The following is a 20,954-nucleotide window of genomic DNA, read 5'->3' on the forward strand; positions in this document are numbered from 1 at the left end:
AACGTGGACCGGTTGCGCTTAACGATAAGTCGCCTGTGAGCGATCGCGAACCGATAAATTCGCATAAGCAAATCACGCCGGAACGGCGCGGACCGCAGACCGCGATAGTTGTGCACTTATTCGCGCGTGACGCGATCGCCCGTATCGTCGATGCCGCTTACCGCACGCGACGCCGCGCGCAGCAGTCCGATGTGCTTGCGAAAGTTGCGACACCCGCCGCACGTCGGCAGATGCGCGCCGACGGCCAGCCATTCGAGCGCGCTGAGCCGACGTTCGAGCGCGTCGGAGAGCAGCCGCGTGATGTCTTTACATTTCCCCATGAACGTCCCCGCTGGAAAGCCCTTTTTCGGTCAGGCAGGCGCGCAGCCGCAAGCGGGCGCGATAGATCAGCACGCTGCAGTGGTTCGCGGTCATCTGAAGTTCGCTGCAAATTTCCGCGGTTTCCAGATCGAGAAACTCGCGCATCATGAATACACGTCCGATCTGCTCGGGCAGAAGCTCGAGGCACATCTCGAACAGTGTCCAGAACTGCTGCTGACGCAACGCGATCTCGGGCGTCGGCCATGAACGCGGTTGTGCTTCGCGCGACCAATGTCCGTTCTCCTTGAACAGTTCGCGATCGAGCAATGCCTCGCCATCGAGTTCGTCGTCGAGCGCGGACAGATTGATCGTGCGCTGCCGCGCCCGCAGCGTATCGACCAGCTTGTGCCGCAGAATGCCGAAGACCCATGTCTTATGCTCCGATTGGCCGGCGAAGCGGTCGGCCTGCGTCCATGCCGCGGCTAGCGCTTCCTGCACCGCATCTTCCGCGGCGGCGGCATCGCGCAGTTGAAGCCGCGCAAAACGCAGCAGATCGCGACGCAGCTGTGCAAGGTAAGCGGGATCGTCGAACGCTTGCTCATCGATCGCGCCTTTCATGCGCGTCTCCGCTGAGCGGTGCGACACGGCGGGCGCAAACGCAAGACTGCAACAAGAATGCTGTGCCGATACCGGCGGCTGTCGAGCTCGATCGTGTTCATTCGCAGGATGAAATAGGCGCCCAGGCGGGCTTGGCGCCTATTCTCCCGCACGTCATTGCCGAAGCGAATGAAATTCGCTGACCGATGCGCGAATCAGACAATCGACGCAGACTGAGTCGTGCGGCGACCACCGTTATGACGAAGTGGGCGCCGATATTCTGTTTTTCGTTGCGTGATCCGCGCCGGGCGTTGACGCGTGCAGCGCGCGTTCAGGCGTTCAGGAACACTTGCCGCCGCCGTCGAGTCCACTACCGGTACGCCACACCTTCTTGCCCTGTTCCGACAATTCGCCGCAGCTGTGTTGCGCATCAGACTGGGTGTCCTCGACGGCCATTTCGCCGCCCGCTTGTTCCTGTGCCTTCTGCCGCTGCCCTTTGCGAGCCGCCACGGCTTCGTCGTGGGATTTACCTGATGAAATACGTGTCATCTGTTAGTCCTCCGTAAAAAATAGTGCGTTGCCGCGCGGGTCGCGAAGCTTGCGCTGCGCGATATGCGCGAGCCCCTGGCAGATTCGAAGAAGCGTCGCGCACCATGTTCACGACAGGTTGTAACGAGAACGCACGGTTTCCGGTAGATATTGCCTCTCATCTGCTAGCCGATCGCAAGCTTGACTCACAAGGACAAGAGTCAATTTATCCACAAGGTTCTCCACGAAAACTGTGGATAACGTGTGCAGCTGTGGACTTATCCACCGATCAATAACAAAAAACCGAATACCGCTATGATTATTGGGGCGTGTCTTTTTGCGCCGCACCAAACCGAAACACGTCAAAGGAATGACATATGGCTTACCAGATTGCAGTCCTCGTCGGCAGCTTGCGCCGGGAGTCTTATAACCGCCAGCTTGCGCACGCACTGATCTCGCTGGCTCCTGCGGATTTCAAGTTCGAGTTCATCGATATTGGCAGCCTCCCGCTTTACAGCCAGGAGTACGACGCGGATTTTCCCGAACCCGCGCGCCATTTCAAGCGGCAGATCGAGTCCGCCGACGCATTGTTGTTCGTCACTGCGGAGTACAACCGGTCGATTCCGGGCGTGCTGAAAAACGCAATCGACTGGGGGTCGCGGCCGATGGGCCACAGCTCGTGGCGCGACAAACCGGCCGCTGTCGCTGGAACGTCGCCGGGTGCGATGGGTACCGCGATGTCGCAACAGCACTTGCGCAACGTACTCGCTTACCTTGACGTGCATGTGATGGGCCAGCCTGAGATGTTCATCAAGCACGACGCCTCGCGCATCGACACGACCGGCAAGATCGTCAGCGACGACACACGCAAATTCCTGCAGAACTTCGTCGATACCTACGTCGCATGGGTGAAGAGGCACAAGGGCCACAAGGCTTGACCGCAGCCACGCGACGCGCGTGTCCGATCGCGCGTTGATGGGCTGGCCCAACCGGTTTCGATGCAGACGGCGCCATACCGACAATGGCGCCTTGTCCGCCCGTTCACCGAAGTGCCTGCCGTGCGCGCGGCCCGCGATCGTCAATGAGGGTGGTGGTGGTGTCCCGTCACGCGCTCCCAGCCATGTCGTACCGCGGCCTTGAAACGGTCCCAGCTGCCTTCGGGCGCGGTGCGTTCCCAGTCTTGCCGTGCGTCGAGTTCGACATCTTCGTCCCACGGGCGATCCTGATAACGCGCGTCGCCGCCCATCTTTGCGCCGTAGCGATAAGCCGGCACGTACTCGTCGTATCGCGCACCTTCACGCGCACCGTACTGTTCGTCGTAGTGCGTGCGGAAGTCCTCCTCGTATTCAAGGAATTCGTCGGGAATCGGTGCACCGAGTCCACCGCCGTCGCGCGGACTTTGCCGCGCCTCATATTCGTTCGTCATGCCGGGAGCACCCGCCGCAGCCGGGCGAAGCGTACCGGCGTCGCCTCCGACACCTTCGACGCGCGTGCCGGTGCTTCTCACGGCGTTTGGGCTTATGCGTTGGCCGGTCGCCTGGGCCGTGTCTGGCGGGACGTCCGCGTCGGACGTCATTTGCGGTGGCTGGTGCTCATCGCGCACACCGATGTTCGTTGTACTGCGCGATTCCTGCGTCGGATACTCGCCGGCTCCCTGCGGTCCGCCGCGCTGTATCGCTTCGCGCTGCCACAGACCTTGGCCGGGCAGACTTGTCGCGCGGCTGATGTCCGACGGATCGGACTGGTAGTGCGCGGTGCCGTAAGCCGTTTTCGCCGGGTATCCGGAATCTTCGGCGCGCGCTGACAACATGCTTTGCGTTTGTTGACTGCCGCCTGCGGATGGTGGCATGGTGCCGGCGATGCCGCCCGAGCCCTTACCGAACCCACCGCCGGACGCCTTTGAGAATTCGTCCCGTGGCGGCGCAGGCTGCGCATCCGGCGACTGCGCCGCTTCACGCATCGCCGCGTCGTCCAGTTCGCGCCGGCCCGTCTTCGCCAGGTCCGGCCGCAGTACCGCCCCGGACCCGGGCGCACCGCCTGCGGCGATCGCAGTCCGCGCGGCCACATCGTCAGTCGGCGTATCGTGCGGAGGGGCATCGACGCGTTCGAAGCGGCGTTCCGTGTCGATCGCGCTCAGTGGCTCGCGAGGTGGCGGCGCGGCGGTCGGCCGCGCCGCCGGGCCGCCGATGCCCAGTTCATCGAGCATCGAATGTTCGCGCCGCGCCTGCTCGACCTGCCGCGTGTCATCGCGCTGCGGCGGCGACAGATAGGGCTGCTCGCTAACGTCGCGTGCGCCGAGCCGCATCAACGTATTGCGCGCGAGTTCCGTGTGCACGTCGGTCGCCGCGTCGACTGACACGAGCACCGCGCCGCGCCGCACGGCGTCCGTGTAGTGTTCGACGATCGACTCATTGGCGGCAGGGCCGGACGTCGAGAACAGACTCGCAAAAAAGCGCTCGATGTTCGCGAGGACGCCAGGTGACTCGTCGGCAATCGCATCCGACGCCGTTTCCGGGTTCGCGCGCAGTTCGACTTCATGAAAAGCGAAGCCGGACTCCACGAGCGCATTGCGCGCACCATCCGCTTCCGCGTAGGTATTGAACAGGCCAAAGACCGTTTGTCGCATCGCTGCCTCCCGACGGTTGGCTCGAGCCGGCGGCGCAAAAGCACCGCCTTCGCTCGGTCACGCTAACCGGAGTCGCCGCAACGATCGTGCCGGAAGTGCGCGATACGACACGGCTGCGCATTGCAGCACGCGCGCCCACCCAACGCGGTCGCAGAGCGGGCGTCAGTGGGCCGCGACGTCCGCGCAAGCGGCATCCATCGACCCGTCGCCGCCTTTTTTACAAAGGCCGGTAATGTGCGCAGCCCTACTCACTGGGTCGGTTGCGCAGGCGAATGCGCGAGATCCTGCTGCAGTGTCTGCAGGAATGTATCGAGCAGCGCGATATCGAATGGTTTCGGCAGAACGTGCGCATCGACGTGCCGCGCCCGGTCGAGTTCTTCGGCGTAGCCGGTCACGAGCACAACCGGCAGCTTGGTTTCGAAGTGCTGGATGGCTTCCGCGAGATCGATGCCGTTCAGTTTGCCCGGCATGTGAATGTCGGAGATCACGAGGTCAAACGGCAACGGCTCACCGCTGCGCGCCTGCTTGCCGCGCGCGTCGTCGAGCAGGCGCAGTGCAGTGTCCGCGTTGAATACACAGGTTACCTCATGACCCATCATCTGCAGCAGCGCTTCGGTGCCGGCGGCCACTTCGTCGTTGTCCTCGACGAGCAGAATGCGCAGCCCGTGCCGCACGTCGTTCCCGGCGACGACCGGCTCCGCGGGCGCTTCGGCCTGCGTCGGCTCGCCGGTCGCGCGCGGCAGGTAAAGCCGCACGGACGTACCGGCGCCGGTCGCGCTGTCGATGGCCGCGAGCCCGCCTGAGCGCTCGCAGAATGCGAACACCTGCGGCAAGCCGAGGCCGGTGCCCATCCCCTTCGGCTTGGTCGTGAAGAGCGGTTCGAACGCGCGGGACAGCACATCAGGCGGCATGCCGACACCGGTGTCTTCAAGCGATAGCTGCACGAAGTCGCCCGTCAGTGGGAAGCCGTCCTCGTGGCGAAACGTGATGTTGCGGGCGCGCACCGTGAAGCGTCCGCCGCTTGGCATCGCATCGCGCGCATTGACCGCGACGTTGATCAGCGCGAGCTCGAGCTCCGCGACATCGACGCGAATTGGCCACACTTCGACGCCCATGTCCATCACGAGCGACACCTTCGCGCCGAGCGACGCGCGCAGCAATTCGCGGCAGCCAGGCAGCCAGCGCTCGATCGCGAGCGTCTCGTTGCGCAGTGGCTGCTTGCGCGCGACACCGAGCAACTGGCGCGTGAGCGACTGGCCGCTTTTTAGCGCACGCTCGATTGCCGATAGCTCGCGATCGAATGCGGCTGCCTTGCGTCGCCGCAAAATCTGGATGTTCGCCGAGACAATCATCAGCAGATTGTTGAAGTCGTGCGCGACGCTGCCGACCAGATTGCCGAGCGCTTCCATCTTGCGCGACTGCCGGTACGCGGACTCGATCGAACGGCGCATCGATGCTTCGGCCTGCCATCGTTCCCACGCTTCCTCTTCAGCGGCAAGGCGTTTCAGCGACACCCAGATCACGCACCACAGCACGACCGACGGCACGAACATCGCGAGGATCAGTACGCTCAGATGCCGATACCACGCGGCCCAGATCGCCGAGGTGCGATAGCCGCAGGCGACGTACACCGGATACGAACCGACCCGCCGGAACGCGACGATTTGGGTGTCGCCGTAAATCGTTGAATGCACCCTGACGACGCCCGCGCGACGGCCTTCGGCAAGCGCCTCGGTAAATCGCGAGCGCTGCGGTTCGGCGGCGGCCCTGCCGCTTGGCGGATAGTGCGCGAGCACGGCGCCGTCGGTTCGGGTCAGGCCCATCGTCATCGGCGCGCCGCTGCCGCCCAGCAGATCGCGATAGAAATCGCTGAAATAGGCCGAGCGCAGCGCGACCGAGACGATACCGGCGAACGCGTTCGTGTCGTCACGGCGCGCGACACCGGTGTTGAACACGATTTCACCGTCGGCCGCGCCGCCCGACATCACCTTCGATACGTGTTCGATCACGCTGCCATTGCGAATGCCGATGAAATCGTCGCGCGCGGCAATCGACATTGGCGGCGCCGGATAGGACCGGCTGCTGGCAAGCAGCGTACCGTCGCTGCTGAAGATCGACATCGACGCGACTTGCGGGTAGCCGCCGCCGATCGATTCCAGCTTGTCGTGAATCTGCGCTTCGCGCGCGCGAATGCCCGCATCGTCGAGGCCTTGCACCAGATCGACGACGCGCGCGTCGAGCGCTTCGTTCATATCGAACACTTTGAGCGCGTGCTCTTCGGCGACACGCACGGTGCGCAGCGTCACATCGGTCGCTTCCGCTTCGCGCGTGCGGAAGTCGTTGAACGCCATCACGGCAACGAAGATGCACGGCAGAATGATTGCCGCGACGAGCAGCGCGATCAGCGTGATGCGCCGCACCGCGAAGTGGTGCTCGGGCACGGCGGGGAATACAGTCTCTTCCGGCCGGCTGCCGGTGCCACGGGATTCTTGAGCCGGTTCGCGCCGATCAGAAGTCATGAGGGACACCGCGGCAAGAGTCGGGAAGGGTGTACACGACGTTTACCATCATACGGCGGCCGGCGTCTGTTACCGCGGACCGCATAGCGTTCGGCAACGGCGAACGCTCGTGAATCAGTGACAAATCCGGAAGCGCAAACGTACACAAAAGGATAATCGGCGACATTTCGTCCATTAATAGTTAAAACGCCCCGAGAAAGCGAGTCATCTGAGTGACTTTTGTTCGTGGAACCCCAATTTGGCGAGTTGCCTTTTCGCCAGTTTGATTCGAAAATTGCGCCCCAGATAATCAATGCGCTCGCCATGTCCGGGCGCGGTTGCGCGAGGGCGCCCCGACATCCCAACCAAACGAGACGAAAGGGTCGTTCGCAATTGCCAGCGTGGCGGCACGGCGTGCATCACGCCCGTTTTGCCGCGCAGATTCTGCTACGGGGTGGGTTCGAAAAATGCCGGCCATTATCGTCTTTCGACGCGCACTCGGGTTTTCTCGCGTGCGCCGATCCTGTACCGTGCAGCGCCGCACTCATTTGCCCCTTTTTTGCACCGCGCGCCGCGCTCAGTTTGGCGCGCGGCAACATTTCCAAAGCACGACGTTAGCCGGCGGGGCCGGTTACTAAAGAAGCGCTAAGCGCCGCCGATAATACGTACGAGACAATTCCGTTTACCGATTGATTTGCCGCCATGCCTTTGCCCATTGTGATCGCCGACGATTCGCTGCTCGCCCGGAAGGTGCTCACGAAAGCACTGCCGGCGGATTGGGACGTCGAGATCACCTACGCGTCGAACGGCCGTGAAGCACTCGCACTGTACCGCGCCGGCAAGGCATCGGTGATGTTTCTCGACCTGACGATGCCGGACATGACGGGCTATCAGGTGCTGGAAGCGCTGCAGCACGAAGATCTGAATACCTTCGTGATCGTCGTGTCCGCGGACATCCAGCCGATGGCGCAGGAACGCGTGCGCACGCTGGGCGCGGTCGCGTTCATTCCGAAGCCCGTGACCCCCGAGGCGGTCCTTCCCATCCTCAAGGAGTACGGGTTGTATGCCTGAGCCAGTTCTCACCGAAGACCAGCGCGACGCGCTGCAGGAGGTCGCGAATCTCGCCATGGGGCAGGCCGCGCAGCGTCTCGCGCTGTTGCTCGACGCGTTTATCGAACTGTCGGTGCCACGCGTGCGGGTGGTCGCGGTGCGCGAAGCCGCGGAGGCGCTGCGTGAGATGACCGGCATCAGCGAGACGGTGGCGGCGGTGCGCCAGGGATTCCGCTCGGACATCAAGGGCGAGGCGCTTGTGATCTGCAAGAGCGGCAACGTCCAGCAGCTGTGCGCGCTGGTGAGCGACCCGTATGCAAAGTCCGCGTACGAGGCGACCACCGAGGAAGAGCTGATTTTCGATATCGCGAACCTGCTGACGGGTGCCTGCGTATCGTCCATTTTCGAGCAGCTCGGCCGCGCGCCGGTGTTCACGGCGCCCGGCATGCTCGGCCTCACGATGTCCCTTGATGACGTGTTTCAGCCGAAAGTGCTCGCATGGAGCGTCGCGCTGCTTGTCGAAGTGAACTTCTCGCTGGAAGACCAGAGTTTTCGCGCGCATCTCGTGATGCTGATGGCCGAAGATTCGATCCGGCATATCCATCACGCACTTGATGCGTTGTTGTCCAGCCTATGAATGTCTTGACTGCCTCTCTGAGCGACCTTGTGGTGGAACGCGTCGGTTTCGGCATTTTCGTGCTCGACCGGCAAATGAACGTGCTGATGTGGAACCGCTTTATGCAGGATCACAGCGGCCTGGCAGCGGACCAGGTGGTCGGCAAGTCGATCTTCGCGAGCTTCCCGGAATTGCCGCGCGTCTGGCTCACGCGCAAGCTCGAAAGCGTGTTCCAGCTCGGCAGTTTCGCATTCAGCTCGTGGGAACAGCGGCCGTACCTGTTCAAGTTCGACCACGATCGGCCGATTACCGGCGGTGTCGACTTCATGCAGCAGGACTGCACGTTCATGCCGTTGATGCGCGATCGCGAAGTGGAAGCCGTCTGCGTGACCGTATCGGACGTGACGCACGTAAGCATCGTGCAGCGGGAACGGGAAGAAGCGGTGGCGAAGCTGCAGGAGTATGCGGACCGCGACGGCCTGACGGGCATCGCGAACCGCCGCTATTTCGAGGCGCGACTGCGCGACGAGTACACGCGCTGGCAGCGCTACGGCGGCGACCTGTCGATCCTGTTATTCGATCTCGATCATTTCAAGAAAATCAACGACCAGTTCGGACATGTCGCCGGCGATTTCGTGCTTCGCGAAATGGCGCAGCGCGTGGCCGGCGTGGTGCGCGCGCAGGACACCTTCGGGCGCTTTGGCGGCGAGGAATTCGCGCTGTTGCTGCCGTGCACGCCGCTCGAAGACGCGATGCTCGTGGCTGAAAAGATCCGCAATACGATCGGCGACACGCCGGTCGACGTGCAGGGCGTCAGCGTGCCGGTTACCGCAAGCGTCGGGGGCGCGTCGGCGCGTACTGGCGTGCCGGCTTACGAAGCGCTGATCAACGAGGCCGATGCGGCCCTCTATACTGCGAAACGGCAAGGACGCAACCGCTCGATCGCATTCATCTGATGCTTCAGGCAAGGCCCTTCGCCGTGCCCGGCAACGCTCAACGCGCCGGGCCGTCCGTCCGGCTGCCCGTGGTTTAGCGGCAGCTTACGAGGGCTGGTATACTTTGGCCCGTTCCCGGCTTCCCAGCCGGCATATTCATATTCGCGCGTGTCCGCGCGCGCGGGCGGCTTGCCCTGCGGGTAGGCATGACTTCTTGATCGCCTCGTGTTGGGCGCCTCAGCGGAGATTGTCTTGGCCGTTTCCAATCCAGTTGTGGACGATACACAAACCGACGCTGCTGCCGTTACCTCGGGCAGTTCGTTCTACCTCGCCATGCGCATTCTGCCGGCCGCGCAGCGTGACGCGATGTACCAGATTTACGCGTTCTGCCGCGCCGTCGACGATATCGCCGACGGCGGGCAGCCGCCCGCCGAACGGAAAGCCGCGCTCGAGCGTTGGCGCACCGACATCGACGCTTGCTATGCGGGTTCGCCGCGCGAATCGCTGCGCGATTTGACGCGGCACATCCATACGTACCATCTGCAGCGCGAAGACTTTCACGCGATGATCGACGGCATGGCGATGGATGCGGAAGCCGACATCTGCGCGCCGGACGAAGCGACGCTCGATCTTTACTGCGATCGCGTCGCGAGCGCGGCGGGCCGCCTGTCGGTGAGAATATTCGGGATGCAGGAGCAACCGGGCCGCGATCTGGCCCACCATCTCGGGCGGGCGCTGCAGCTGACGAACATCCTGCGCGACATCGACGAAGATGCGGAACTCAACCGCTGCTATCTACCGCGCGAACTGCTGGCGCGCGAGGGCATCGCGGTGACCAGCCCGGCGACGATCGCCGATGATCCCTCCCTGCCGCGCGTGTGCGCGACGATCGCGGAACGCGCGAAGAAGCACTTCAGCGCTTCGGACGCAATCATGAATCAATGCCCGCGCGCGCACGTGCGCGCACCGCGCATCATGTCGGCGGTTTATCACTGCCTGCTCGATCGCACCATCGAGCGCGGTTTCGACATCCCGCGTACCAAAGTCCGCAAGCCGCGCGCGCGGCTGCTGTGGATCCTCGCGCGGTACGCATTCTTCTGATGCGCAAGCTGGTCCACGTGATCGGCGCGGGCCTCGCGGGCCTCGCCGCTGCGGTTCAATTGCAGCGGCGAGGCGCGCAAGTGGTGCTGTACGAAGCGGCGAAGCAGGCGGGCGGCCGTTGCCGTTCGTACTATGACCGCACGCTCGGTGCGACCGTCGACAGTGGCAATCACGTGGTGGTGTCGGGCAACCATGCCACCTTGAACTATCTGCGCGCGATCGGCGCGGGCGATGAGCTGGTTGGGCCGACCCAGCCGGAACTGAATTTCATCGACGTCGCGACGCGCTCGCGCTGGACGGTGCGGCCGTCGCCGGGGCGCGTGCCGTTCTGGATGCTCGACCCGGGCGCGCGCGCGCCGCACACGCATACGGCGGACTATCTGTCGCTTGTGCCGCTGCTGTTCGCGAAGCCGGGGCGCACGCTCGCGCAGACGATGCGCTGCAATGGCGTGCTGTGGGATCGGATGCTCCGGCCGCTGTTCATGGTGATGATGAACGTCGAGCCGCGCGACGGCACCGCCGGGCTGGCCGCCGCGGCGTTGCGCGAGATGCTCGTGACCGGCGGTGACGCTTGCCGGCCGCTCGTCGCGCGCAACGGCCTGAGCAGCGCGTTTGTCGACCCGGCGTTGCGTCTCTTGCAGCATGGCGGCGCGACGATCCGGCTCGATGCGCGGCTCGACGGGATCGACTTCGTCGACGGCCGGGCGACCATGTTACATATCGGCGGCGAGCGAGTCGCGCTGGAAGCGGGCGAAGCGGCGGTGCTTGCGGTACCGCCGCATGTCGCGCAGGCGCTGGTGCCGGGCCTGCAGGCGCCGCAGCGCTTCTCGCCGATGGTGACCGCGCACTTCGCCGTGGAGCCGCCCGCCGGCCATCCGCCGACCGCGGCGCTCATCAATGGCAACGCGCACTGGCTGGTCGCTGCCGATGGGCGTCTTTCGGCCACGGCTCATGGCGCCGATCGCCTCGCGGGCATGCCGCGCGACGCGCTTGCACAAACGTTATGGACCGACGTCGCGCAGGCTGCCGGCTTGCCGGCGCAACCGCTGCCGGTGTGGCAAATTGGAGTCGACCCACTGGCGACATTCGCTGCGGTGCCCGACGAGGAGATGCGCCGCCCGGCGGCGCGCACCCGCTGGAATAACCTGATGCTTGCGGGCGACTGGACGGCTACCGGTCTGCCCGCGACGATAGAAGGAGCGATCCGCTCGGGCCAGAAGGCCGCGGACCTGCTTCTGAACGAACCGATGGAACGCCGATGAACGATTTATCCGTGACCCAGCAGTTGGGCGAAGCAAACCCCGCGGCCGGCGGCGAGCAAGCCGCGCAGGCGGCGGCGCCCAGTGCTGCGCTGGACGCGGCCGTTGCGCGTGCAACCGACGCGATTCTCGCCGTGCAGCATGACGATGGCCACTGGGTCTACGAGCTGGAAGCCGACGCGACGATACCGGCTGAATACGTGCTGCTCGTTCACTACCTCGGCGAAACCGCGGATCTCGAACTTGAACAGAAGATTGGCCGCTATCTGCGCCGTATCCAGTTGCCGGACGGCGGCTGGCCGCTGTTTACCGACGGCGCGCTCGACGTCAGCGCGACGGTGAAGGCCTACTTCGCATTGAAGATGATCGGCGACCCGGAAGATGCCGACCATATGCGCCGCGCGCGCGAAGCCGTGCTGAAGCACGGCGGCGCGGAGGCGGCGAACGTGTTTACGCGCGTGCTGCTCGCGCTGTTCGGCGTGATCTCGTGGCGCGCGGTGCCGGTGATGCCGGTCGAGATGATGCTGCTGCCGCAGGGGTTTCCGTTCCATCTGTCGAAGGTATCGTACTGGGCGCGCACGGTGATTGTGCCGCTGCTGGTGCTCGCGGCGAAGCGTCCGGTTGCGCGCAACCCGCGCGGCGTGCGGATCGACGAGCTGTTCGTGGGTGCGCCGGTCAACACCGGCATGCTGCCGCGTGCGCCGCATCAGAGCAAAGGATGGTTCCGCTTCTTCCGATCAATCGACGCCGTGCTGCGCGCGACCGATGGTCTCTTTCCGAAGGCGACGCGCGAACGCGCGATTCAGGCGGCGGTTGCGTTCGTCGACGAACGCCTGAATGGCGAAGACGGCCTTGGCGCGATTTTCCCGGCGATGGCGAATTCGGTGATGATGTACGACGTGCTCGGCTATCCCGCCGATCACCCGAATCGCGCGATCGCGCGCCGCTCGATCGACAAGCTGCTCGCGATCCACGAAGACGAAGCGTATTGCCAGCCTTGTCTGTCGCCGGTGTGGGACACATCGCTCGTGGCACACGCGCTGCTCGAAACCGGCGACGCGCGGGCGACGGCGGCGGCCGCGCGCGGGCTCGACTGGCTGGTGCCGCTGCAGGTGCTCGACGTGCGCGGCGACTGGATTTCGCGCCGGCCGGACGTGCGCCCCGGCGGCTGGGCGTTCCAGTACGCGAATGCGCATTATCCGGATGTCGACGATACCGCCGTGGTGGTGATGGCGATGCACCGCGTCGCGGTGGACGCGCAAACGCAAGCCTATGAGATCGCGATTGCGCGGGCGCGCGAGTGGGTCGTTGGGATGCAGAGCAGCGACGGCGGCTGGGGCGCATTCGAGCCGGAAAACACCCACTATCACCTGAACAGCATCCCGTTTTCCGATCACGGCGCGCTGCTCGATCCGCCTACCGCGGACGTGTCGGGCCGCTGCCTGTCGATGCTCGCGCAAATGGGCGAACTGCCGGCGACGAGCGACGCGGCGCGCCGCGCATACGACTATCTGCTGAACGAACAGGAAGCCGACGGCAGCTGGTATGGCCGCTGGGGCATGAATTACATCTACGGCACGTGGAGCTCGCTGTGCGCGCTGAACGCGGTTGGCATGCCGTTCGACCATCCGGCGATGAAGCGCGCGGCGCAATGGCTTCTATCGATCCAGAATGCGGACGGCGGTTGGGGCGAGGACGGCACCAGCTACAAGCTCGAATACCGCGGCTACGAGCGGGCGACGAGCACGGCGTCGCAGACCGCGTGGGCGGTGCTCGGCCTGATCGCGGCCGGTGAAGTCGATCATCCCGCGGTTGCGCACGGCGTCGAGTACCTGGTGCGGGAGCAGCGTGAGCACGGGCTGTGGGATGAAACGCGCTTTACGGCCACTGGGTTCCCGCGCGTTTTCTATCTGCGATACCACGGTTATCGCAAGTTCTTCCCGCTGTGGGCGCTCGCGCGCTACCGGCAGATGAAGCGGGCCGGCGAAACGCGCGTCAAGGTCGGGGTGTGAGCGCGAATTCGCCGTCGGCGACGGGCGTTGTCGCCGCGCTGCCCGTTATTGCCGTCACCGGAATGGCATTTGAAGCGCGCATTGCGCGGGGCGATGGCGTCGACACGGTTTTCGCGGCGCGCGCCGACCTGCTCGAGCGTGCGCTGATCGCCGCGGTTGCGCGCGGCTGCGCGGGCATCATCAGCTTTGGCACCGCCGGCGGACTGGCGCCCGATCTCGAGCCCGGTGCGCTGATTGTTGCGGATGCGGTCGATGGTCCGCTCGGGCATATATCCACGGATAGCCGCTGGTCCGAGCGGATTGTCGCCGCGCTCGCGTCGACGCCGCTCGCGGCAAGGCTGCGCCGTGGCCGGCTGGTGGGCGTCGCGGCGCCGCTGACGGGCGCTGCCGACAAGGCGGAGTGCCATCGGTTAACCGGCGCGCTCGCGGTCGATATGGAGTCGCATCTGGCTGGCGCGATTGCGAATGCGCATGGCCTGCCGTTTGCGGTATGTCGCGCGGTGGTCGACCCGGCGTGGCGCACGCTGCCGCCTGCCGCGACCGCTGGCTTGCGGGACGACGGCAGCACCGCAATCGTGCCGATCCTGCGTGAACTGATCAGGCAGCCGTCGCAAATTCGTCCTCTGATCCAGCTTGCCGCAGACGCGCGGGTGGCTCGTGCCGCGTTGGTCGATGCGCGCCGCGCGTTGGAGCAGGCTGGCGCGCTCCGGTTTCAGTCTCGATAAGCCGCGCTGGCGACTTCTTTCTGATTGCACCCTTGTTTATAAAAGAGAAAGCCGGCCGGCCCGCGGCGCATGGACCTGCGGGCATGCCACGCTTGCTGCGCTACTTCGGCGCCGCGGTTGCCGGCGCTGCCTCGCCCGGATCGCTGTAATTCGGCAACGCCGAACCGGCGTCGTTGCCGCCGCCCGCCGGCGCGCCGCCGGCACCCGGCTGCGTGTAGAGCGGCACGCCTGCCGGCGCGGCGGCCGAAGCGGGCGTGGCTGGCGCGGCGCTGGACTCGTCGGAATCGCCGTAGTCAGGCAGCGCCTGCGCCGGCGCACCCGCGCCGCGCAGCAGCGCGCGCCGCTGCTGCGTGTACGCGTCGCGCACGAACGAGTACTTGTCGAGTGCCGCCTGTTCCAGCAGGTTCGTCGCGCCCAGCAGATCGGAACGCACGCTGACAAATTGCACGCCATATAGGGCCGTGCGCGGCTCCCAATCCAGGTAGTGGATCGGATTGAAACGGAAATCGACCGCGAAGCCGATACTGTCGCGGAACGAACTCGGCCCGAACAGGGGTAGTACCAGATACGGGCCCGACGGCACACCCCAGCGTCCGAGCGTCAGGCCGAAATCCTGCCGGTGCTTCGGCAGGCCGGCGGGTGTCGCAAAGTCAAGCAGGCCGCCGATGCCGAACACCGTATTCATCGTGAAGCGCATCAGCGTCTCGGTTGCCTCGGTGATATGCAACTGCAAAAGACTATTAGCCAGATTGCCCAGATCGCCGATATTCGAAAAGAAATTGCTGATCGCCTGACGAATCGGCTGTGGTGTGACCTTCTGGTAGCCCTTCGCAATCGGCACGGCCACGGCCTGGTCGACCTTGTCGTTGACGTTGAAGATCACACGATTCATCGGCTCAAGCGGGTCCCCGGGCTTGCGGTCTGGGCCCGTTGCACATCCGCTCATGAGACCGGTGGCAAGCATCGCCAATGCGGCGGTTCGCATTTTCATGCATCAATCCTTTGTTTTTTCTTCGTCGTTACGCGGCGCACCCGCGGTTTGCCCATCAGTACCGGTTGAAATACCACAGCGCCGATCAACGTGCAGAAGAGCGACAGCGCGAGCAGCTTGCCCATGCTCGACGTGCCGGGGTGGTGCGACAGCCACAGGCTGCCGAACGCGGTCGCGGTGGTCGCCGCACTGAAGATTACCGCGTGGGTGAGGCTTGATTGCAGCAAGCCGGTCTCGCCCCGGCGCCATGCCATCACGAAGTAGATCTTGAATGCGACGCCGACGCCGAGCATCAGCGGTAGCGCGATGATATTCGCAAAATTAAGAGGCATGCGGAACACCACGCAAAGCTCAAGCGTGACAACGGCCGAGACCAGCAGCGGAATCAGCGTGCGCAGCACATCGCTGAACCGCCGCAACGCGATCCATAGCAGCGTGGTGATCGCGACGAGCGCCCAGCAAGCCGCCTGCACGAACGACAGAATGATGACGTTCGCCGAATGCAGGATCGAAATCGGGCCACCGATCGTCGCCGGTTCGGCGTTTTTCACCGCCTGCGCGAAGCGACGCAGCATCACGTCGTCGCCGGGATCGGTGCCGGGCGGTACCTTCGGCGAAATCTCGACGAGTGCCTGGCCGTTCGGCGCGATCCAATCGCGCACGATGTCATGGGGCAGCGTCGCTTCGGTGATCAGTGACGGTTGCAGCAAGTTCGTGAGCTGCCTGAGCGCAATCCGCAATGGCTCGGAGATCGCTGTTTCCGCACGATCGCGGGTGGCGGCGTCGGCGGCGGCCAGTTTGGTCAGCGTGGCCGATAGATGCTGTGCCTCTGCCGCGCCGGGACCCGGATGATCGCCCGCGGCGAGCGCAAGCTGGTTCGCGGTGCGCTTTAACGCGTCGACGCGCACGGCGTCGGTTGCCGGCGGCGCGGGTGTCTGCGTGAGCGCCGGCAGCAGTTGCTGGGCGGCGGCCGAGATCAGCGTGAGTTTTTGCGGTTGATCGGGCGGAATAAAGGTGGAAAGCGTAGTCGTGCGGCCCACTTCCGGCAGCTTCGACAGGCGCGCGGCAATCGCGTCCGCCGCGGCGAGGTTCGGTGCGAGTGCGCGGACGTCGTTCACGCCGGCTTCGGGCGAGTCGTTTAGCGACAGTAGCGTCGCCATCGATTCAGTATGGGGATCCTTCAGATGCAGCGGGTTGAAGTCGAAACGCAGATGCGTCAGCAGCGGCAATGCGCCGATGATCACGGCCAGCGTGATGATCAGCACGGGCTTGCGGTTGCGGTCGAGAAAGTCGTCGACGGGCGCGAGGAAGCGAAAGCCGGGAGACCCCGCTTCACCGGGCGGGTTGAACACTTTCAGCAGTGCCGGTAGCAAGGTCATGTTCGTGAAATACGCGACGAACATACCGACGCCTGCAATTTTTCCCAGTTCCGATACGCCGCGATACGCAGTCGGCAAAAACGAAAAGAAGCTCTCCGCGACGGCCACGGCCGCGAGCGTCAGCGGCACGCCGATGCTGTATGCGGTATTCACGAGCGCAGCCGAGAGCCGGTTGTCGCGATAGCGTTCTTCGCGATACTTCACGCCGTACTGAACGCCGAAGTCGACGCCCAGCCCCACAAACAGCACCATGAACGCGACCGAAATCATGTTCAGCGCGCCGACCATCATCAGGCCGAGCGCGGCCGTAATGGCAAGACCGACAAATAGCGTGATCAGGACCGCCGCGATCATGCGGCCCGAGCGCAACGCGAGCCACAAAATGAACAGGACGACCGCCAGCGTCAGAATGCCGTTGACGGCCGCACCGTCTCTCACCGATGCGAACTCCTCGTCGGCGAGCGGCTGCTGGCCGGTCAGGCGCACGCGCGCGCCGTATTTACCCTCGAGGTTCAGCGAGGCGGCGGTCTTGCGGATCTGGTTCGATGCGTGCGCGCCGGCCTGCAACGCGCCGTAGTTGACCACCGGCACGACCGTGACGAAGGCGCGCGCCGGCTGTTTCGCTTCGCTCCTGTCGACCAGTGCGCGCCATGACATGACGGCTGGCTGGTGCGCCAGTACGCGGTCGAGTGTGCTGGCGCTTTCCGACAGCAGATGGCTCATGTCGCCCAACTTCACCTGGCCGATCTGCAGCGGCAGCAGAAGGCTGGTATTGAGCGTGCCGGCAAGTCCGGTGAGGCTCGGATCGTGCGCAAGCGAATTGATTAGCGGCCGTGCCTTCACAAGCTGCGACGTGGTCGATTCGACGTCGCTCAACGAAGGAAACAGCAAGCCGTTGCGTTCAAAGAACGGCCCACCGGCCGGCTCGGTGACCCGGACGAACTCATTCTTTTCTTTTTGCAGTGCGGCACTGAGCTCGTCCGCGGCGGCGCCGGCAAATTCCGGCGCACCGGCCTCGACGACGACGAGAATCGTGCCGCCGCGATCAGGAAACGCCTGATCGATCGCGTTGTCGAGCGCCGCCCACTTCTCGTCGTTCTCGACGAGCTTGCTCACATCCGTGTTGATCTTGAAGTGATGGGCGACGTAAAAGCCGCTCGCGACGGCAAGCGCAAGCGATACGCCGATCACCTGCAACGGACGGCGCACGGAGAAGATAGCTAGGCGAACGATGGATGACTTCAGCATGTAGGCGCAGAGCCCCTGTCATTGAATGGCGTTTTCTGCAAGAGCGCACAAGTATACCGACGCAACCCGGCTGTAGGCGGATCGAAGGACGGGCGTCCGTGTCAAAGCCATTTGACAAAGCCGTTATACTGGCCCTTCGCCCGCCGCCTTCATCGCAGGCGTTTATTGTCCAACGTACCGATCCGCATATGAAACGTTACCTGACTGTTTTTATCGCAGCTGCCTTCGTGTCCACCGCGGCTATTGCACAAACCGCGCCTGAGGCCGTCGTCAAGAGTGCGGTGCAGGGCACGGTCGAGGCGATGAAGGCCGACCCTCAGGCACGCGGCGGTGACATGAACAGGATCACCGAAGTGGTCCAGTCGCACTTCGTGCCCGCCACGAACTTCCAGCGTACGACGCGCATCGCGGTGGGCAAGGCATGGGGCACGGCCACGCCGGACCAGCAGAAACAGTTATATGAGCAGTTCCAGTTGCTACTGGTGCGCACGTATGCATCATCTTTGTCGCAATTGCGCGGCCAGGACGTGAAGTTCCAGTTTCTGCCTGCGACCGTCGGATCCGGCGGCAACGATGCAGTCGTGAGTTCCCATGTGCTGAGCAACGGCGGCGACGATCAGATCGACTACCGGCTGGAAAAGACCCCCAACGGCTGGAAGATCTACGACATCAACATGCTGGGTGCGTGGCTGATCCAGGTCTACCAGACGCAGTTTCAGGAGCAACTGTCGAAGGGCGGCATCGACGGTCTGATCAAGTTCCTGACCGAGCACAACGCACGTAACGCGGCGTGACGCGCTTCGCTTCACTGCCACGCTACTTCTTCTTTCTTCCAGGCCGGGCCGGGCGCTGCATCACGTGAAACCGCGTGGTCCGCGCCCGGCGCGCTTTGCGACACAGCGCGCCGCTATTTTTTGCTGCGGTGCTCGACGGCGAACTTGATCAGCTCCGCCTGACCGTCGATATCCAGCTTGCGCTTCAGGTTGAGCCGGTGCGTTTCGACCGTCCGCACGGAAAGTCCATTGCGCTGCGCAATCTGCTTGCTCGACAGACCTTCGGCCAACGCATCCAGAATGTTCCGCTCGCGCGGCGTAAGACGGGCAAGCGGCGATGGCGCGGCCGATGCGTGGATCATCCGCACGCCAAGCGCTGCGCTAAAAAATGTCTGCCCGCCTAGCACAGCGCTGATCGCGCGGATGATCTCGGTAGCGGGCGAGTCTTTCAACACATAGCCGCTCGCGCCCGCCTGAATAGCTTGCGTGACGTACTCGATGTTGTCGTGCATCGACAGCATTAATACCCGGATGTCCGGAAAACGCTCGTGGAATACACCCGCGAGCGTGATGCCGTTCATGCCATTCATACCGACATCCATCAGCACTAGATCGGGCCGATGTCCGCACGCCAGCGCGATGGCCTCGTCGGCGTTGCCCGCTTCGCCGACCACCGTGAAGCCCGGCACGGCTTCGAGCCGGGCGCGCAGGCCGTCGCGCACGAGGGGATGGTCGTCGACAAGGATCAGCCGGGCCGGATTCGGCGATATGTCGGTCATGATCGGTCCTCCTGCGCGATCCGTGCGGCTGATATGGGTGCGCGGTTGGCCGCGGAGACCGGCACAGTCGCTTTCATCACCGTGCGGCCCGGCTGAGAGACGCATGACAGCATGCCGTCCAGCGCTTCCAGGCGTTCGCGCATATTGCGCAAACCGACGCCAGCATACGGGTCGGCCTGGACGCGTTCGACATCGAAGCCGCAGCCGTCGTCCTCGACCGTCAGCGTGACCGTTTGCGTCGACATGGCGAGCGCGAGCACGGCCTTCGATGCGTGCGCGTGCCGCACGATATTCGTCAACGCCTCCTGCGCGATGCGGAAGAGGACCGTATTGACCGCGTCGGGCAGCGGCATGCAATGCGCTTCCCCGCGTTGCGCGAATTCGATCGTCACCCCGGACTCGGCGCCCAGTTCGCGGGTGAGTTGTTCGAGTGCGGCAGCGAGGCCAAGGTCGTCCAGCATGGACGGCCGCAGCGCGTGTGAGATGCGCCGCACTTCGCGCAGCGTGTCCGCGAGCCGGGCAAGGCTCGTAGACAACGCGGCCTCCGCCGCGGGCACCCGCACGTCGCTGCGTTCGAAGCGCGTGAGCGCCGATTCGAGCAGCAGCTTGATCGACACCATCATCTGACTGATGCCGTCGTGCAATTCGCGTGACAACCGGGCGCGTTCGCTTTCCTGCGAGGCGACGACCTGTTGTGCGAGGCGCCTGAGCTTTGCGTCGGCACTACGATACTCGCTGACGTTCAGAACCAGCGCGCATAGCGTAATCACGCAGAGGCCCGCGAGCGCGATGCCGCCGATCCACATCATCGTGTGCTCGATGTTCGACGACGCGCGCTGGTCGATGCGTGCGAGTGTGGTGTCGACGTCGTCCAGATAGATGCCCGTGCCGAGCATCCAGCCCCAGCGTTCCAACGGCACGACGTAGCCGAGCTTGGGCGCGAGCTTGCCCGTCGACGGACGATGCCAGACGTATCGCACATAGCCGCCGCCGTGAGCCGCGGCGGCGATCAGTTGCTGGATGGTGAGCGACCCGGCGGGATCGCGCAGCGTCCACAGATCGCGCCCGACCAGTTCGGGCTCACGCGGATGCATCAGCGAGCGGCCGTGCATGTCGTAGACAAAAAAGTAGCCATCCTGACCAAAATCCAGCTTCTCCAATGTGGCGAGCGCGCGGCGGCGCAATGTCGCATCGTCGCTTGCGTTCGCACCGGTTGCTTCGTAGAACGGCGCGATCGCGCTCATCGCGAGATCGACATAGTGACGCAATTCGATTTCCTTACTCGCGAGATACGCGGCCTGCATCGTTGCGTGCTCGGTTTGTGCGAGCGCCGTGGCCTGGTGGCGCACGCCGATGCCAATGCCACCGATCGCCAGCACGAACGGCACGATCGCGAGCAGGAATATCTTCGCTTTGAGATTCATCGCTGAAAAGTCTGCCAGATGGCATACGTAGTAATACGTAGCGCGCATACGTAGTTGTGCGCTTGTGACGCTGAAGACGAAAGCGAATACTACACGCCCAGAGGATGGCGGAC

At 64.2% G+C, this 20,954-nt stretch carries 18 protein-coding genes; 9 read left to right on the plus strand and 9 right to left on the minus strand.

The genetic code is table 11. The features are described from left to right. Positions 1-116: 116 nt before the first annotated feature. From HV796_RS13540 to HV796_RS13550, 3 genes are all read right to left on the minus strand, one after another. Positions 117-320, minus strand: a complete 204-nt coding sequence (locus HV796_RS13540; protein WP_175227012.1) for a zf-HC2 domain-containing protein — start codon at positions 318-320, stop codon at positions 117-119. Then, the gene (locus tag HV796_RS13545) at positions 307-918 is read right to left on the minus strand and encodes an RNA polymerase factor sigma-70 (protein ID WP_175227013.1); all 612 of its coding nucleotides are present in this window, start codon (positions 916-918) and stop codon (positions 307-309) included. Before HV796_RS13545 ends, HV796_RS13540 begins: the two co-directional genes overlap by 14 nt. Before the next feature lie 318 nt (positions 919-1,236). Beyond that, positions 1,237-1,446 carry a hypothetical protein gene (locus HV796_RS13550; protein WP_175227014.1) on the minus strand — a complete coding sequence of 70 codons (210 nt, stop codon included), beginning with the start codon at positions 1,444-1,446 and terminating at the stop codon, positions 1,237-1,239. Positions 1,447-1,802: 356 nt separating this feature from the next. Between HV796_RS13550 and HV796_RS13560 the strand changes: the two genes are divergently transcribed. Then, positions 1,803-2,363 carry an NADPH-dependent FMN reductase gene (locus tag HV796_RS13560; protein ID WP_175227016.1) on the plus strand — a complete coding sequence of 187 codons (561 nt, stop codon included), beginning with the start codon at positions 1,803-1,805 and terminating at the stop codon, positions 2,361-2,363. A gap of 140 nt (positions 2,364-2,503) precedes the next feature. Here HV796_RS13560 and HV796_RS45825 read toward each other — a convergent pair whose 3' ends face one another. Together HV796_RS45825 and HV796_RS13570 are read right to left on the minus strand one after the other, a co-directional pair. Continuing rightward, positions 2,504-4,051, minus strand: coding sequence for a hypothetical protein (locus tag HV796_RS45825; protein ID WP_377695196.1), 1,548 nt, complete (start codon positions 4,049-4,051; stop codon positions 2,504-2,506). Between the two features lie 248 nt (positions 4,052-4,299). After that, complete coding sequence (locus HV796_RS13570; RefSeq protein WP_175227017.1) at positions 4,300-6,570, minus strand: hybrid sensor histidine kinase/response regulator; 2,271 nt, start codon at positions 6,568-6,570, stop codon at positions 4,300-4,302. A gap of 681 nt (positions 6,571-7,251) precedes the next feature. Here HV796_RS13570 and HV796_RS13575 point away from each other — a divergent pair. The 7 genes from HV796_RS13575 (at position 7,252) to HV796_RS13605 (ending at position 14,247) form a co-directional block, all read left to right on the plus strand. Continuing rightward, the gene (locus tag HV796_RS13575) at positions 7,252-7,620 is read left to right on the plus strand and encodes a response regulator (protein WP_175227018.1); all 369 of its coding nucleotides are present in this window, start codon (positions 7,252-7,254) and stop codon (positions 7,618-7,620) included. Beyond that, positions 7,613-8,236 (plus strand): chemotaxis protein CheC, encoded by a 624-nt coding sequence (locus HV796_RS13580; RefSeq protein WP_175227019.1) that lies wholly within the window; start codon positions 7,613-7,615, stop codon positions 8,234-8,236. The genes HV796_RS13575 and HV796_RS13580 overlap by 8 nt, the downstream gene beginning before the upstream one ends. Beyond that, positions 8,233-9,171, plus strand: a complete 939-nt coding sequence (locus HV796_RS13585) for a sensor domain-containing diguanylate cyclase (protein WP_175227020.1) — start codon at positions 8,233-8,235, stop codon at positions 9,169-9,171. Before HV796_RS13580 ends, HV796_RS13585 begins: the two co-directional genes overlap by 4 nt. Positions 9,172-9,402: 231 nt before the next feature. Further along, positions 9,403-10,251: a presqualene diphosphate synthase HpnD gene (gene hpnD / locus HV796_RS13590; protein WP_175227021.1), complete on the plus strand. Its 849-nt coding sequence runs from the start codon at positions 9,403-9,405 to the stop codon at positions 10,249-10,251. Further along, a complete protein-coding gene (gene hpnE, locus HV796_RS13595; RefSeq protein WP_175227022.1) occupies positions 10,251-11,513 on the plus strand; it encodes a hydroxysqualene dehydroxylase HpnE in 1,263 nt (420 codons plus the stop codon). Before hpnD ends, hpnE begins: the two co-directional genes overlap by 1 nt. After that, positions 11,510-13,522 (plus strand): squalene--hopene cyclase, encoded by a 2,013-nt coding sequence (gene shc, locus HV796_RS13600; RefSeq protein ID WP_175227023.1) that lies wholly within the window; start codon positions 11,510-11,512, stop codon positions 13,520-13,522. The genes hpnE and shc overlap by 4 nt, the downstream gene beginning before the upstream one ends. Positions 13,523-13,584: 62 nt before the next feature. Then, positions 13,585-14,247: a phosphorylase gene (locus HV796_RS13605; RefSeq protein ID WP_175227150.1), complete on the plus strand. Its 663-nt coding sequence runs from the start codon at positions 13,585-13,587 to the stop codon at positions 14,245-14,247. Positions 14,248-14,347: 100 nt separating this feature from the next. On the opposite strand, the gene HV796_RS13610 is transcribed toward HV796_RS13605, so the two are convergent. Then, complete coding sequence (locus HV796_RS13610) at positions 14,348-15,238, minus strand: MlaA family lipoprotein (RefSeq protein ID WP_175227024.1); 891 nt, start codon at positions 15,236-15,238, stop codon at positions 14,348-14,350. Continuing rightward, on the minus strand, positions 15,235-17,865 hold the full coding sequence (hpnN, locus tag HV796_RS13615) for a hopanoid transporter HpnN (RefSeq protein ID WP_175227025.1): 2,631 nt from the start codon (positions 17,863-17,865) through the stop codon (positions 15,235-15,237). The genes HV796_RS13610 and hpnN overlap by 4 nt, the downstream gene beginning before the upstream one ends. 188 nt (positions 17,866-18,053) lie before the next feature. Between hpnN and HV796_RS13620 the strand changes: the two genes are divergently transcribed. Beyond that, a complete protein-coding gene (locus HV796_RS13620; protein ID WP_175227026.1) occupies positions 18,054-18,659 on the plus strand; it encodes an MlaC/ttg2D family ABC transporter substrate-binding protein in 606 nt (201 codons plus the stop codon). A gap of 113 nt (positions 18,660-18,772) precedes the next feature. Here the strand turns inward: HV796_RS13620 and HV796_RS13625 are convergent, their stop codons facing one another. Continuing rightward, positions 18,773-19,417, minus strand: coding sequence for a response regulator (locus HV796_RS13625; RefSeq protein WP_175227027.1), 645 nt, complete (start codon positions 19,415-19,417; stop codon positions 18,773-18,775). After that, a complete protein-coding gene (locus HV796_RS13630; RefSeq protein ID WP_175227028.1) occupies positions 19,414-20,841 on the minus strand; it encodes a cache domain-containing protein in 1,428 nt (475 codons plus the stop codon). The genes HV796_RS13625 and HV796_RS13630 overlap by 4 nt, the downstream gene beginning before the upstream one ends. Positions 20,842-20,954: the final 113 nt, after the last annotated feature.

Source organism: Paraburkholderia humisilvae (assembly GCF_902859855.1).
GTDB classification, from domain to species: Bacteria; Pseudomonadota; Gammaproteobacteria; order Burkholderiales; family Burkholderiaceae; genus Paraburkholderia; species Paraburkholderia humisilvae.

What these genes read in the sequence shown, in the direction of transcription:
- HV796_RS13540 (WP_175227012.1), bottom strand. Translation starts at nt 320, where the DNA reads ATGGGGAAATGTAAAGACATCACGCGGCTGCTCTCCGACGCGCTCGAA.
- HV796_RS13545 (WP_175227013.1), bottom strand. Translation starts at nt 918, where the DNA reads ATGAAAGGCGCGATCGATGAGCAAGCGTTCGACGATCCCGCTTACCTT.
- HV796_RS13550 (WP_175227014.1), bottom strand. Translation starts at nt 1,446, where the DNA reads ATGACACGTATTTCATCAGGTAAATCCCACGACGAAGCCGTGGCGGCT.
- HV796_RS13560 (WP_175227016.1), top strand. Translation starts at nt 1,803, where the DNA reads ATGGCTTACCAGATTGCAGTCCTCGTCGGCAGCTTGCGCCGGGAGTCT.
- HV796_RS45825 (WP_377695196.1), bottom strand. Translation starts at nt 4,051, where the DNA reads ATGCGACAAACGGTCTTTGGCCTGTTCAATACCTACGCGGAAGCGGAT.
- HV796_RS13570 (WP_175227017.1), bottom strand. Translation starts at nt 6,570, where the DNA reads ATGACTTCTGATCGGCGCGAACCGGCTCAAGAATCCCGTGGCACCGGC.
- HV796_RS13575 (WP_175227018.1), top strand. Translation starts at nt 7,252, where the DNA reads ATGCCTTTGCCCATTGTGATCGCCGACGATTCGCTGCTCGCCCGGAAG.
- HV796_RS13580 (WP_175227019.1), top strand. Translation starts at nt 7,613, where the DNA reads ATGCCTGAGCCAGTTCTCACCGAAGACCAGCGCGACGCGCTGCAGGAG.
- HV796_RS13585 (WP_175227020.1), top strand. Translation starts at nt 8,233, where the DNA reads ATGAATGTCTTGACTGCCTCTCTGAGCGACCTTGTGGTGGAACGCGTC.
- hpnE (WP_175227022.1), top strand. Translation starts at nt 10,251, where the DNA reads ATGCGCAAGCTGGTCCACGTGATCGGCGCGGGCCTCGCGGGCCTCGCC.
- shc (WP_175227023.1), top strand. Translation starts at nt 11,510, where the DNA reads ATGAACGATTTATCCGTGACCCAGCAGTTGGGCGAAGCAAACCCCGCG.
- HV796_RS13605 (WP_175227150.1), top strand. Translation starts at nt 13,585, where the DNA reads ATGGCATTTGAAGCGCGCATTGCGCGGGGCGATGGCGTCGACACGGTT.
- HV796_RS13610 (WP_175227024.1), bottom strand. Translation starts at nt 15,238, where the DNA reads ATGAAAATGCGAACCGCCGCATTGGCGATGCTTGCCACCGGTCTCATG.
- hpnN (WP_175227025.1), bottom strand. Translation starts at nt 17,865, where the DNA reads ATGCTGAAGTCATCCATCGTTCGCCTAGCTATCTTCTCCGTGCGCCGT.
- HV796_RS13620 (WP_175227026.1), top strand. Translation starts at nt 18,054, where the DNA reads ATGAAACGTTACCTGACTGTTTTTATCGCAGCTGCCTTCGTGTCCACC.
- HV796_RS13625 (WP_175227027.1), bottom strand. Translation starts at nt 19,417, where the DNA reads ATGACCGACATATCGCCGAATCCGGCCCGGCTGATCCTTGTCGACGAC.
- HV796_RS13630 (WP_175227028.1), bottom strand. Translation starts at nt 20,841, where the DNA reads ATGAATCTCAAAGCGAAGATATTCCTGCTCGCGATCGTGCCGTTCGTG.